Here is a 13,912-nt window from a genome sequence, read left to right on the forward strand (position 1 = left end):
TTGCAACGTCGCAAGATCGTCGTGGTTCTGAAGGGCTATCCGCGGCTGTCGGAAACCTTCATCGCGCAGGAACTGCTCGGTCTGGAGCGCGCGGGATTCGACCTGATACTCGTCGCGCTCAGGCGGCCGACCGACGCAAAACGCCACCCCGTGCATGACGAGATCAAAGCGCCCGTCCATTATCTGCCGGAATATCTGCATCACGAGCCGCTGCGCGTGGTTCGCTCGCTGTTTGCCTATCTGCTGCGGCCGGGGTTCTGGCGCGCGCTCGGATCGCTGGCTGCCGATATCCCCCGCGACTTTACGCGCAATCGCGTGCGCCGCTTCGGGCAAGCGCTCGTGCTGGCGGCCGAATGGCCGCAAGACGCGGGATGGCTGCATGCACATTTCGCGCACACGCCGGCCTCGGTGACGCGCTATGCCAGCCTGCTTCGTAGTCTGCCCTGGAGCTGCTCAGCCCATGCCAAGGACATCTGGACTTCGGCGGACTGGGATCTGGCCGGCAAGCTTTCCTCGGCGCGCTGGACGGTCACTTGCACGAAAACCGGCTTCGACCGTCTGAACGAACTCGCCAATGGCAACTCGTCCGTGCATCTGAGCTACCATGGGCTCGACCTTGATCGCTTCGGCAGTTTCGGCGAGGCGCGAAAACAGCGTGACGGCTCGGCGCCGGACGAACCGGTCATCATTCTGAGCGTCGGGCGCGCCGTTGCAAAGAAAGGTTACGATACCTTGCTGGAGGCCCTTGCCCTCTTGCCTGGCGATTTGGCGTGGCGTTTCGAGCATATCGGCGGCGGCGAGGAACTGGAACGGCTCAAGGCGCTGGCGCAAAAGCTCGGACTGGATGGACGCGTCTCCTGGAAGGGCGCGCTCGCGCAAGAGGAGGTGCTTGAGCACTACCGGTTCGCCGACATCTTCGCCCTGGCCTGCAGGATCACCGCAAATGGCGACCGGGACGGTCTGCCGAATGTCCTGGTGGAGGCGGCCAGCCAGCGGCTTGCCTGCGTGTCGACCGATATTTCCGGCGTGCCGGAGCTTTTATCGCCGGATGAAACCGGGCTGCTGGTTCCGACGGAAAACCCAATTGCCCTGGCAGAGGCGCTGGAGCGCCTGATCCGTGATCCCGTGCTGCGCGCCCGCCTCGGCGACGCCGCGGAGCAGTGCGTGCGCTGCAATTTCGACCATATGGCTAGCATTGGACAGCTCAAGGAACTGTTCGAGCGGGAGTGGCGGGCCGCCGAATGAAGCGACTGCGCGCTTTCTTCTATGTCCAGCACCTCCTCGGTATCGGCCATCTCGCGCGCGCCAGCCGCATTGCGGCGGCGCTGGTCGATGACGGGTTTGACGTAACCGTGGTGACTGGCGGAGCGTCGATCGCGGGGTTTCCAGGACTGGGTGTAAAATCTGTGTCCCTGCCACCCGTCACCTCCGGTGATGAAGGATTTTCCGGACTTGTCGACCTGCAGGGCAAACCCATCGACGATGATTTCAAGAAACGGCGTTCAGGAATGCTGCTGCAGGCATTCCTGGATTGCAGGCCTGATATCGTCATTGTCGAGGCGTTTCCATTTGGACGCCGGCAGATGCGTTTCGAACTCTTGCCGCTGATCGAGGCCATCGACGCGACGTCGCCCAGGCCGCTGCTGGTGACGTCCGTCCGTGATATCCTTCAGGAGCGCGTCAAGCCGGGCCGAAATGAGGAAACGGTCGATCTCATCAACAGGCATTTCGACCTTGTCATGGTCCACGGCGATCCGGCTTTCGCAACCATCGACAAGACATTTCCGCTGGCTGGGGCAATCAGGGCCGAGGTCACCTACACAGGGCTCGTTGCCGCGCCGCCATCGCCCGCGGCCACCGAGCGCTTCGACATTCTGGTGTCGGTTGGCGGCGGGGCTGCCGGAAGGGGCCTTGTCGGTTCCACCATCGCAGCGGCGCGGAATGCCAACAATGGCTGGAAATGGTGTTTGATCACCGGCCCCAACCTGCCGAAAGACGAGTTTGACGCGATCGCACGCGATGCCCCGCCAGGCCTGTCCATCTTCCGCTTCCGCGAGGATTTTGCCAGCTTGCTGACCGGTGCCCGCCTGTCGGTCTCGCAGGCGGGTTACAACACGGTCTGCGATGTCCTGCGCGCGGGTTGTCGCTCCCTGCTCGTGCCGTTTGCAGCCGGCGGGGAAACCGAACAAACAGTTCGCGCCCTGATGCTCGAAGAACTCGGGCTTGCAACGGTGCTCATGGAAAAGGACCTGACGCCTGAAGGTTTGGCGCAGGCGATCGAACAGGCGCTTGTGGCACCGAGGCCGTCGGCGCATCGTCTCGATCTGGAAGGGGCGCGTCACTCGGCGCAAATCCTGTGCGAGCGGCATCGAACACGGTCCCTAAAATGGGGCCCGGTCTCGGAATAGGACATGATCAAGCAGATGGTGGGGCCTAAAGCGCGTCGCGCTGAACCGGATTCAGGCGCCGCGCTTTAAGTCTTTGTTTTGATGCATGTCGTTGTCCTAAATGCATCAAACAGTTCCAATTAGCATGAAGCGCGAATAATTTTTTGTCGGTAGTTCGCCAGAGAATCGTATCTCCCGCAGCGCCGCCATTGCTTCGAGAGCTGCAAGTGAAGCCACGCAGTTGATGTGCGTCGGCTCGCTGAAATAGTCATTTGATTGCAGCAGTACATTCGTGCCCCGCGGAAGCAGGGCAAGCCAGGCACGCAGATCGGCTATGTGCTCGCAGCTCGTGTTGACTATCAGATCGGACGGCCCGGCCGCATAGTCGAGTGCGTACATATCTGCTGTTAGCGCCCGGAACCGGCCGCCGGCTTCCCGGTTGAGGGTCCGGGCAACTGGCGCGACTTCGGGATCGATGTCGATGCTATCGACTGCCGCAATATCGAAGCGGGGGTCGTTGAAAAGCATTGCCGGCAATATGCCGTACCATCCGCCCAGAACCCATATGCGCCCGAAGCGCCCGCCGCAGCTTTCGAACAGCCTGTCAAGCGCCCACATCTTGCAGGCCACCTGCTTGTGGTTGAAGGCGTTGGCGATGTCGGCCTTCGGATGTTTGGCGATGACGCGCGCCAGCCCTGCCACGAGAGGGTGGTTGACATAGGCAGCAATTCCCCGCGTGAGGTCCAAGGCCTGCTCGTGCCCGTCCATGCCGGCATTGCGCGGTTGCGTGACATCCATCATATTCGCCTTGTACGTTGGGATTTCGGGCGACACAACGCAATCTTGCCCCGCCAAGCCGCCTCGCAGGCTTCGAACATGTCGCCGGTGATGATTGCCGATGCGCCGTCCACCAGCTGATGCTTTTACTTTGTTCTTTAAACTGAAGGTCCACAGTCGCATATGGAACCCAGCCTGGCTCGCTATATCTGGACGCACACCAAGAAGCAGCAGCTCTGGATATTGGTTATCGTCTTGCTTTCGATGATCCCGTATTTCATGTCCTTTGACCTGCCGAAGTTGATTGTCAACGGCCCGATCCAAGGTCGCGGCTTCGAGCAGCCGGGCGCGACCCAGCCATTCATGAGGCTACACTATAACCTGCCGTTCATCGGAGAAGTCCAGTTCTTTCCTGGCTTTCAGCTCGACCGCACGACGACGCTGCTTGCCCTGAGCCTTGTGTTCCTCCTGCTGGTCATCATCAACGGCCTGTTCAAATTCTACATCAACACCTACAAGGGCCGCCTCGGTGAACGGATGCTGCGCCGTATCCGCTTCGAACTGGTCGATCGTGTGCTGCGGTTTCCGCCGCGTTATTTCAAGCGCGTGAAATCCGCCGAGGTGGCAACCATGGTGAAGGACGAGGTGGAGCCGCTGGGCGGTTTCATCGGCGATGCTTTCCTGCAGCCGGTGCTGCTCGGCGGCCAGGCGGTGACGGCCATGCTGTTCATCGTGGTCCAGAACTTCTGGCTCGGAATGATCGCCGCCGTGATCGTCTTGATCCAGATCGTGCTGATCCCGCGAATGCGGCGGCGGCTGATCGTGCTCGGGCGCAAACGGCAGTTGACGGCGCGCGCGCTATCGGGCCGCGTCGGCGAAATCGTCGACGGCATCGGCGCGGTTCACGTCCATGATACGTCAAACTACGAGCGTGCCGACATAGCTGCCCGGCTCGGGCTCATCTTCAAGATCCGCTTCGATCTTTACCAATGGAAATTCATGGTGAAGTTCCTCAACAATTTTCTCGCGCAGATCACGCCCTTTCTGTTCTACATGGTCGGCGGGTATCTGGTCATTCGGGGGCGGCTGGACGTCGGTCAGCTCGTGGCCGTGATCGGCGCCTACAAGGACCTGCCCGGACCGATGAAGGAACTGATCGACTGGGATCAGGACCGGCAGGATGTCCAGGTCAAATACCAGCAGGTCGTCGAACAATTCACCGTCGAGGGTCTCATTGCGCCGCGAATCGGGGCACTGACGATCGACGATCCCGGTCCGATGACCAACCCCCTGTCGGCGATCGGTCTGTCCATGGCAGACGATGGCGGTGCAATGCTCCTCGACCGTATCTCTCTCCAGGTCAAGCCGGGGGAGACGGTGGCGCTGGTCAGCACCTCAACAGGTGGAGCGGAGGCGCTTGCAGAGGCCTTCGCGCGGCTGAACTGGCCGGAAAGCGGAAGGGTCGCTTCGGGTGCCGACGACCTGCTTGAACTCCCCGAAGCAGTGACCGGTCGGCGCATGTCCTATGCCTCGTCGGATGTTTTCCTGTTCCAGGCAAGCCTCCGCGACAATCTGCTCTACGGGTTGAAGCATGCGCCGCTGACGTCGGTGACTTATGACGGTGCCGCGGCGGACCAGCACCGCTGGAACATCCACGAGGCGCGCCGATCAGGCAACCCGGACCTTGATATCCACAGCGACTGGATCGACTATGCTTCCGTCGGCGCTACCGGCCCGCACGACCTCTTTGAAGCCGTGCGCCAGGTGCTCGACGCGGTTCTTCTGTCGCGCGACATTTTGGATCTAGGCTTGCGTTCTTCGGCCGACCTCACGCGTCACACGGAACTTGCCGGGCGGATCGTCGAATTGCGTGCGGCGCTGCGAACCCGGCTGGAACACGAAGGATTGAGCGGACTGGTGGTTCCTTTCGAACCGGGCGCCTACAATAAGGAAGCAACAATCGGCCAGAACCTGCTCTTCGGCGCTGCCGCCGGCCCGGAGCTGGCCGACAGGGCCCTGGCGGCCAATCCTTATTTCGCGTCGGTGCTGATGCAAGCCGGCCTCGATCGCATGCTCTACGAAATGGGCATGGATATCGCCAAACAAGCGATCGAGCTGTTTGCCGACCTACCGCCCGATCACCAGTTCTTCCAGCAGCTCGCCTTCATGAGCGCCGAGGAGATACCAGCCTACGAAACCTTGCTGCAACGGCTCAAGAACCGTCCCTACGAGACGGTCTCGGAGAACGACCGCGCCATGATCGTCACCCTGAGCTTTGCCTATATCGAGCCCCGGCATCGCTTCGGCCTGCTCAGCGACGAATTGATGAACAAGATCGTCGCCGCACGCAACCAGTTCTATGAAGACCTGCCGCCCGAGCTGCAAAACGCCGTCGAACGCTACGATCCTGCCAAATACATTGCTGCGGCTACTGTCATGGACAATGTCCTGTTCGGGCGTCTGGGCAGCAACCATCCCGATGCGCCGGACCGCATACGCTCCATTGTCTATGATATTCTTGATGAACTGGGGCTTTATGCCGAACTGCTGGATGTCGGCTTGGACTTCAACGTCGGCGCCGGCGGCAGGCGGTTGACCAGTGGACAGCGACAGAAGCTCGATGTTGCCCGGGCCCTGCTCAAGCGTCCCGATTTTCTCATTTTCAACCGGCCGCTGTCGGCGCTCGACCAGCGCGTACAAGAAAAGGTGCTGCAAAACGTGCTCGAGGAAGCCAGACGCGACGGCCGTTCGCCGGCAATTGTGTGGGTCGTGACGAATCCGGCAATGGCGATGATGTTCGATCGCGTTGTCGTCTTCGACTCGGGTCGTTTGGTGGAAGACGGACCACACGAGACGCTTTTGGCGGGGAGCGGTATTTTCAAGGAACTGCTGTCATAGAGCCCGGACATTCAGATGGGATCGTTCCGCCGATGGGAACTTGCTGCAAGCTCAAGAGATTAAGGTTTCCAACTGATCAGGCCGCCACGTTCGCGCGGTTCGTCCCGCTATCCGCAAGCAGAATTGATTCCATCTGGATGTCGGTTGTTCTAGTCTGGCAGACGTGAATTTTGGGAGGTTTGCGACAATGCTGCTCAAGGATGAGGTCGGAATGCTGCAACGCGTTCCCTTGTTCTCTGGCATCGAGCCGGCAAAGCTCAAGCTGCTTGCGTTCACATCTGATCGCGTAAGCTACAGCGCCGGCCAGATCCTTTTCCGGCAGGGCGACGAGGGAGACGCCGCCTATGTCATCCTTTCAGGCAAGGCCGATATTCTGGTCGATTCCGAGAGCGGACCGATAAAAGTTGCCGAACTGCTGCCAAATTCGATCGTTGGCGAGATCGCCATATTGTGCAACAGCTCCCGCACGGCCACCGTCAGAGCCGCAAGTCCGGTGGAAGCCTTGAGAATTCGCAAGGATCATTTCCTGAGGCTTATGAAGGAGTTCCCGGAAATGACCGTCGAGATGGTTCGGGTTCTCGCCGATCGCCTAAGCCATACGACCGCGGATCTGATCGACGCACGAAGCGCTAAATAACGAATGATTTGCGCCGATCCTTGCCGTCGTGATGGCACTGACCTCTCATGGACAAGGTCATCAGGAGGAAAACCTGTCTCGCCTAGCAGCAGTTGTTTGGCTACGATGACCTAGCGGACTATGAAGGGCTTGCATGGACGACGACGTTTTCCTGGTCAGGTTTTGGGGCGTCCGCGGCAGCATTTCGGTATCGGGGCCAGACTTCTCCCGCTATGGCGGCAACACGATCTGCATTGAGATGCGATGCGGCAAGCATACGCTTCTGTTCGACGCCGGCTCCGGCTTGCGGCCTGCCGGCTGGGCGCTTCGGGCGTCGGGCGTGACCGATTTCGACCTGTTTTTCACCCACTGCCATTATGACCACATCATCGGGCTGCCGGCATTTAAGCCGATCTATGACCGCAGCGTCAAAGTCAGGCTTTGGTCCGGGCATCTTGCAGGACGCATGACGACCCGACAGATGGTCGATGAGTTCATGCGGCCGCCTTGGTTTCCGGTGAGACTGGACGTCTGCAAGGCAAGCCTCGACTATTGCGATTTCGTGTCAGGAGACGTGCTTCGGCCGCGTGAAGGGGTGGTGATCCGAACCGGCAGTCTCACCCATCCCGGTGGCTGTATAGGCTATCGGGTCGAATGGGGTGGCCGCGTCGTGGCGGTGATCACAGACACCGAACATGAGTCGGGTAAACTCGATCAGGCGGTGCTCGGCCTAATCGAAGATGCCGACCTCGTCATTTACGATTGCGCCTACACCGAGGAGGAAATGGAACGCTACCGCGGGAACGGGCACTCGACATGGCAACAGGGGGTCAAGCTCTGCGAGGCGGCCCGTGCGCGGGAGCTTGCGCTGGTTCACCACGATCCGGCGCGCACCGACGAGGAACTGGACGAGATCGAGAAACTGGCCAAGAACAGGTTTGCCGGCTCTTTTGCCGCGCGGGATGGTCAGACGATCGAATTTCCAGTCTTATCGCACAAAGCGGGCTGAGCTATTTTCCTCTGCTGGCGCTGCGCCCGATCAATGTCCTGATCGGATGCCATGCACAGGCTGCATTGCGTGCGGTGACGGCGAACAGCCGTTCGAGGAAAAGCCAGGCCGATTCATCATGCACGAGATGATGGGTGAGCAGGCCGACCGGTTCGCCGCCGTCGAATGCATGCCGCAATTGCGCGGCGACGGCCTGAACCAATAGGCCATGATCGCGGCAGCCGCGCGTGCCATGCCAATCCATGATGTCGACATTGCTGTTGATGACCGCCAGCGAAGCCGGCCTCGGCGGCCCAAAGACCGACAGTGCCGCAAATCCTATCGACCCAAGGTCGGATACCAAGCCGGCGTCGATCCTGTTCCAGGGTGGCACCAGCATCGGAACGGCACGTGCGCCGTGCAAGCCGGTTATGCGAGAGAGCCCGCGAGCCAGATCATCGAGCACCGCCTCGGGTGGCCGATGCGGGCCGAGTTCCTGCTTTTTCTGGTCCTCGGGCGCATGATTTCGGTGCGCCCAGCCATGGATGGCGACCGTGGCATGCGGCGCCTCGTCAAGCCGGACGACAAGCTTCTCATCAGTCAGGGCTGGAATGACGGCCAGGGTGACCAGAACCCCGAATTCACCGGTGAGGTCGAGCAGCCGATCAAGCGCAGGCGTTGGATCCACGGCGTCATCATCGCGCAGCCAGAACTCTGCCTTACGGTCCTCCCGTTGCCAGCGCGCCAGTTCTTCCAACAAAGGTTGCCAGATCGGATCGGATGTCATGAGACCGGGATCTTCGCAAGAAGTTCGGCCAGACGCGCCGCCGCCGTATCGAGCGAGCGCTCCTCGAGGATGAAACGTCTGGCTTCTGCGGCCATGATGGTTCTTTCGTCGTTACGGGCCAGAAGCCTTTCAATGGCAGAAGCGAACGCCGTCACATCGCCCGGCGGGGTGAGGAACCCGGCCTGGCCATCCCGCACGACCTCCGGCACGCCGGCGATGTCCTGAGCCACCACCGGAAGGCCGGCGGCCTGTGCTTCAAGATAGGCAACACCATAGGCCTCGCCGAAACCCGGCCAGACGTAAATTCCCCCACTGTAGAGGACATCCGGCACGGCGGCCGGCTCAATCGCGCCAAGCCATTCGATACGGTCGGCGGGCAAGCCGGCGAATTGCGCTTTAACCTCGTCACGGGCAGGCCCGTCCCCGACGACCGACATGGTCCAGCGCAGGTGACCGATCGAACCGAGCGCTTGCGCCAGCATGCGATAGCTTTCGAGTTTGTCGCCCCGGCGCATCATGGCGATGGTAACAAGGCGCGTCGGACAACCCCGTGCCGGAATTTCACGGAATGCCGATGTGTCGATGAAGGGCGAAAGCGTGCCGAAAGTGGCGCCGGGTACCGCATCCGCCAGTCCCTGGCGGTCCCTTTGCGTGAAGCAGATGTTCAGTGCCGCCTGTTCGACGGCTCGCGTTACCAACGCTTGCGTATCACCCCACAAACCGGCGTTGCGCCGCCTCGAATAGGAGGCTTCCGCCGTCACATAGGGGACAGCAAAGGCCGCCGCCAGCTCGGGCCCGATCAGGTCGGGTGCCTTGTAATAGGGATGATAAGTGAACCAGAGATCGGGCTTGCCGTCACGATCCCAAAGCCTTGTCAACCTCGCGGCTTCCTCTCGGGCCTCGATCTTGAGCGCATCGAAACTTTTCGGCTCCGGTTCGCGTAGGTAGAGGCGCAATTCGGATGCCAGTTCGACGCTATACCCTCCATGCTCCAGCGCCTTGATCAGCGTCCGTGCCATCTGGCGATCGCCTGAGGCAACGGGATCATTGGGTGACTTCAGCGGCGCGTAGAAGGCAATTCGCATTGCCGGACCCTATCATCCGAAAGCCGGCGCAAGTCAATTTCGCAGCATGATCGACTTCACCCTTCAAGCAGTGGAATGTGCTATCTGATGCCCATGGAAACACCTGCCGCGTCCGACCCGTTTGTGGCCTCTCTGCCGGTTTTCGCAAAGTTCGAAAGCGTTGCCGATATCGACAACTATCGGCCTCTCCCCGATGGCTGGGCGCTGGCCACCGCCGACATCGTCGGCTCGACCAAGGCGATCGAGGCTGGGCGCTATAAAACCGTAAATATGGCCGGGGCCAGTGTCATTTCGGCGCTGCTCAATGCGCTGGGTCGGCAAGATTTTCCCTTTGTTTTCGGCGGCGACGGCGCGCTCGTGGCGTTTCCCGGCTCGGCGCTGGAGATCACCCGCAACGCGCTGGCGGCTGTCCAGAGATGGGTGGCGGACGAACTGGACCTGACCTTGCGTGCCGCGATCGTGCCGATAATAGATATAAGAGCGCAAGGTCTCGACGTTCGCGTGGCGAGGTTCCAAGCCTCCGAAGCGGTCTTCTATGCCATGTTCGCCGGCGGTGGTGGCAGTTGGGCGGAAACCGAGATGAAAGCCGGGCGCTACCGCGTCGATCCTGCGCCGGCCGGGGCGCGGCCGGATCTGACCGGCCTCTCCTGCCGCTGGAACCCGATCGAAGCACGGCATGGCGACATCGTCTCGATCATAGCCATACCGGGTCCGTCGCGCGACTTGCGCGGTTTTCAGTCTCTGGTTTCCGACATCATTGCCCTTGCCGGCAGGCAGGAACGCGATGGCCATCCAGTGCCGGTGAACGGGCCGGCCTACAGTTTTTCGCCCGCCGGCTTCGATCTTGAGGCGAGGGCCGTGGCGCCGGCAGGACTGCGGTGGTTGTCGAAGCTGTGGATATTGTTCCTGCTGACGCTAGCGGCCGTTGCCGATCGATTCGGGTGGACGATCGGTCGGTTCGATCCGAAGGTCTACAAACGCGACGTGGCCAGCAATTCGGATTTCCGGAAGTTCGACGACGGCTTGAAGATGACCATCGACGTTGACTCGGACGTCTTGCAACGGATCGAGAACCGGCTGAAACAGGCGGAAGAGGCGGGCATCTGCACCTATGGCCTGCACCGCCAGAAATCGGCCTTGATGACATGCCTCGTCGCTTCGCCGCTGCAGCGCGACCACCTTCATTTCATCGATGGCGCGGCCGGCGGCTATGCGAGGGCTGCCGCAAGCCTGAAGGCGAAGGTGCCGGTTTGATGACGGCTTGCGGAAACCGATCTTCCGCAATATGCCTCGGCCATGGTCCTTGAGACCAAGTGAGCCTCGCCACGGGAACGGACAGCCTGTCCGAATTGACGGGAAAGCAGATTTTTGGACGCCTCACGATCGATATATGACCATCTTCTAAACCGGATTTCGACGCGCGCTGCACAAGTCGGCGTGATCGGACTGGGCTATGTCGGATTGCCGCTGGCGGTTGCGGTCGCACGCGCCGGCTTCCCGATTTCGGGCTTCGACATCGAAGCCCACAAGGTCGAGAGCCTGAACAACGGCCAATCCTACATAGAGGCGGTGGCGTCGACAGCCCTTGCCGGCCAGGTGGCGAGCGGACGGTTCCGCGCCACTGCGGATTTTGCGGAACTGGCCGTCTGCGAGGTCATCATCATCTGCGTTCCGACACCGCTGACGAAAAACCGTGAGCCGGATCTCTCCTTTGTCAGGAACACGGCAGGCACCATTGCGAAGCATCTGCGTCCCGGCCAGCTGGTCGTGCTGGAATCGACCACCTATCCCGGCACCACCGATGACGTGATCAAGCCTATACTGGAAGAAACCGGCTTGCGGTCGAAGATAGACTTCTTCCTCGGCTTCTCGCCCGAACGCGAGGATCCCGGCAACCGCAGCTTCGAAGTCGCGACGATCCCTAAGGTCGTGGCAGGCGACGGCATTGAAGCGGCGACGCTCGTGCAGGCTTTCTACCAGGGCGTGGTCAAGACCGTCGTTCCGGTTTCCACCACGGCGACCGCCGAGGCGGTCAAGCTGACGGAAAACATCTTCCGCTCGGTCAACATAGCACTCGTCAACGAGTTGAAGGTCGTGCTCGGTGCGATGGACATCGACATCTGGGAGGTGATCGAGGCGGCAAAGAGCAAGCCCTTCGGCTACATGCCGTTCTATCCTGGCCCCGGACTTGGCGGGCACTGCGTTCCGATCGATCCCTTCTACCTGACGTGGAAGGCGCGCGAATACGAACTGCCGACCCGCTTCATCGAGCTGGCGGCAGAGATCAACACGGCCATGCCGCGTCATGTGGTCGATGAACTGGCGAAGGCGCTGGACCGGCGCTGTGGTAAGGCGCTCAGCCGCTCGCGCATTCTCATCGTCGGGCTCGCCTATAAGAAGAATGTGCCCGATATCCGCGAAAGCCCCTCATTGCGGCTCATTGAACTCATCGAGGAATGGGGCGGCAAGGCGGAGTTCCACGATCCGCATGTTACCGAGATACCGACCACGCGGGAGCATATGGCGATCAAGGGGCGCCGCTCGGTCGAATTGACCGAGGCGGCTCTGAAGGATTTCGATGCTGTCGTCGTTGCAACCGACCACGACGCGATCGACTATCAGACGATCGCCGATCACGCCCCTCTAATCGTCGACACACGCAATGTTTTTGGCCGCCTCGGGCTGGACCGAGAGACAGTGCTAAAGGCCTGACGGCATCTGAGCCGGCGAATTTCTTGTGCGGTGTCAGGATCGTGGTTGCACTCCGTCGGCTGACTCGCCACATAACGCCACCGAATACAGATGCATTTATGCCTTCCCCTTGGCCGCAAGGATAGTCATCCGGGATATTCTTCGCCGCTTTTGCCGCCGAGGCCGGCCTTGTTGACTTCGGGTGTCTTATCGTTGGGTCGTTGACGGACTGTGTTATGGCAGATCAGAGGATAATGGTTCCGTCTTCCGACGGGTTTCGAGATAGCATGAGCACATCGTACGCAGAAATTTCCACCATTCTCATGGATAAGGTTGCCGATTGGCTGAACGAATCGGCGCTGGCGGGCAACGACCTGGAAACATTGGTAAATGGCTTTTGCGAACGGCTGGCTGCTGCCGGCCTGCCGCTGAAGCGGGTGCATTTGAGCTTCTCGATGCTTCACCCGCTCTATGACGCGCTTGGCTTCACCTGGGTTCGCGGCCAGGGCATGGAAGTGGAAGGCTTCCGCAAGGAGGCCGGTGTGCCGTCTGAGAGATTCCTGACCAGCCCATACTACCATCTGCTCAGCAATAAGCTCGACCATCTGCGACGCCGGCTCGACCCGTCGGTGGTGTCGGAGTTTCCTGTTTTCGATGACCTCCGGCTTATGGGCATCACCGATTACATGGCTTTCGTCCATCCCTTCAGCGGCAACGCCAGTCAGGGCATGATGGGATCTTGGTCGACCGACAGCGCCGCGGGCTTCAGCGACAGCATGATTTCGGCGCTGCTGCGCATCCAGAGCCATCTCGCTATCGCCACCAAGATGGCGGTGCTCACCAAGCTCGCCGACAACATGATGACCACCTATCTCGGCGGCGACGCTGGCAGGCGCGTTCTTGACGGCCAGATCAAGCGCGGCGAGGGCGATACAATCCGGGCCGCACTGGTAATGGGAGATATGCGCGGGTCGTCGAGGCTCGCCGAAACCTCCGGCCGCGAAGTCTATATCGATACGCTGAACCAGTTTTTCGACGCCGTTGCCGCACCTTTCAATCGCAAGGGCGGGCAGATCATGAGTTTCATCGGTGATGGCTTCATTGCCGTCTACCCTTGCGAAAGGCACCGTTCGCAGTCCGAGATCGCCTGCCAGGCTGCGCTTGCGGCCGCGCACAAGGCCAGCGCGCGCATGATGGATCTCAACCTGCGCCGAAAGGAGCAGGGGTTGTCAGACATCAAATTCGGTATCGGCCTGCATGTCGGCAATGTGATGTTTGGCAATGTCGGGCTTAAAGACCGGCTCACATTCTCTGTCTTCGGCTCGGCTGTGAACGAGGTCCAGCGCCTGCAGACCCTGACCAAGAAATATCCGCACAGCGTTCTGGCCAGCAAAGACTTCGCCGGCTATTGCGGCGCCAACAGCTGGCTGACGCTCGGCCACGAGGAACTGGCTGGCATCAAGCAGAAGCTGATGGTGCTTTCACCCGATCTGTCGGGAGCCCTCGTACCCGATGAAGACGGTGCGCCGGAGCCGATTCACGACCGAAGATCGGACGCCGAGCAGGTCATGCTGCTTCATCGCGATGCCGCGCGGATGGCGGCGGGCGACCCGAGTAAGCTCCAGTAAACCGCCGCGATCTGGCCCGACCGCCTTTGGTAGCCAGTTTGGTCGTCGGTTCCGC

At 60.7% G+C, this 13,912-nt stretch carries 11 protein-coding genes; 8 read left to right on the plus strand and 3 right to left on the minus strand.

Annotated features, from left to right (window positions below; translation table 11 throughout):
* Together LB525_RS14055 and LB525_RS14060 are read left to right on the plus strand one after the other, a co-directional pair.
* A complete protein-coding gene (locus LB525_RS14055) occupies nucleotides 1-1,245 on the plus strand; it encodes a glycosyltransferase (protein WP_224523651.1) in 1,245 nt (414 codons plus the stop codon).
* A complete protein-coding gene (locus tag LB525_RS14060) occupies nucleotides 1,242-2,408 on the plus strand; it encodes a glycosyltransferase family protein (protein WP_140846249.1) in 1,167 nt (388 codons plus the stop codon). The genes LB525_RS14055 and LB525_RS14060 overlap by 4 nt, the downstream gene beginning before the upstream one ends.
* 105 nt (nucleotides 2,409-2,513) lie before the next feature.
* On the opposite strand, the gene LB525_RS14065 is transcribed toward LB525_RS14060, so the two are convergent.
* On the minus strand, nucleotides 2,514-3,188 hold the full coding sequence (locus LB525_RS14065; protein WP_411909021.1) for a class I SAM-dependent methyltransferase: 675 nt from the start codon (nucleotides 3,186-3,188) through the stop codon (nucleotides 2,514-2,516).
* Nucleotides 3,189-3,347: 159 nt separating this feature from the next.
* On the opposite strand from LB525_RS14065, the gene LB525_RS14070 reads away from it, so the two are divergent.
* The 3 genes from LB525_RS14070 to LB525_RS14080 all read left to right on the plus strand — a co-directional run bounded on the left by LB525_RS14070 (nucleotide 3,348) and on the right by LB525_RS14080 (nucleotide 7,687).
* Complete coding sequence (locus LB525_RS14070) at nucleotides 3,348-6,062, plus strand: ABC transporter transmembrane domain-containing protein (RefSeq protein ID WP_095765768.1); 2,715 nt, start codon at nucleotides 3,348-3,350, stop codon at nucleotides 6,060-6,062.
* 187 nt (nucleotides 6,063-6,249) lie between these two features.
* A complete protein-coding gene (locus LB525_RS14075; protein WP_095765767.1) occupies nucleotides 6,250-6,699 on the plus strand; it encodes a cyclic nucleotide-binding domain-containing protein in 450 nt (149 codons plus the stop codon).
* A gap of 133 nt (nucleotides 6,700-6,832) precedes the next feature.
* Nucleotides 6,833-7,687, plus strand: coding sequence for an MBL fold metallo-hydrolase (locus LB525_RS14080; RefSeq protein WP_224545059.1), 855 nt, complete (start codon nucleotides 6,833-6,835; stop codon nucleotides 7,685-7,687).
* 1 nt (nucleotide 7,688) lies between these two features.
* On the opposite strand, the gene LB525_RS14085 is transcribed toward LB525_RS14080, so the two are convergent.
* Together LB525_RS14085 and LB525_RS14090 are read right to left on the minus strand one after the other, a co-directional pair.
* Entirely contained in the window at nucleotides 7,689-8,453 is a 765-nt protein-coding gene (locus LB525_RS14085; RefSeq protein WP_095765765.1) for a polysaccharide deacetylase family protein, read from the minus strand.
* A complete protein-coding gene (locus tag LB525_RS14090) occupies nucleotides 8,450-9,538 on the minus strand; it encodes a glycosyltransferase family 4 protein (RefSeq protein ID WP_224545060.1) in 1,089 nt (362 codons plus the stop codon). Before LB525_RS14090 ends, LB525_RS14085 begins: the two co-directional genes overlap by 4 nt.
* Nucleotides 9,539-9,613: 75 nt before the next feature.
* Between LB525_RS14090 and LB525_RS14095 the strand changes: the two genes are divergently transcribed.
* The 3 genes from LB525_RS14095 (at nucleotide 9,614) to LB525_RS14105 (ending at nucleotide 13,857) form a co-directional block, all read left to right on the plus strand.
* A complete protein-coding gene (locus LB525_RS14095) occupies nucleotides 9,614-10,792 on the plus strand; it encodes a DUF3095 domain-containing protein (protein ID WP_224545061.1) in 1,179 nt (392 codons plus the stop codon).
* Nucleotides 10,793-10,906: 114 nt separating this feature from the next.
* Nucleotides 10,907-12,250: a nucleotide sugar dehydrogenase gene (locus LB525_RS14100; RefSeq protein ID WP_095765762.1), complete on the plus strand. Its 1,344-nt coding sequence runs from the start codon at nucleotides 10,907-10,909 to the stop codon at nucleotides 12,248-12,250.
* Nucleotides 12,251-12,516: 266 nt separating this feature from the next.
* Nucleotides 12,517-13,857 carry an adenylate/guanylate cyclase domain-containing protein gene (locus tag LB525_RS14105; RefSeq protein WP_224545086.1) on the plus strand — a complete coding sequence of 447 codons (1,341 nt, stop codon included), beginning with the start codon at nucleotides 12,517-12,519 and terminating at the stop codon, nucleotides 13,855-13,857.
* Nucleotides 13,858-13,912: the final 55 nt, after the last annotated feature.

Source organism: Mesorhizobium sp. CA16 (assembly GCF_020165175.1).
Classification (GTDB): Bacteria; Pseudomonadota; Alphaproteobacteria; order Rhizobiales; family Rhizobiaceae; genus Mesorhizobium.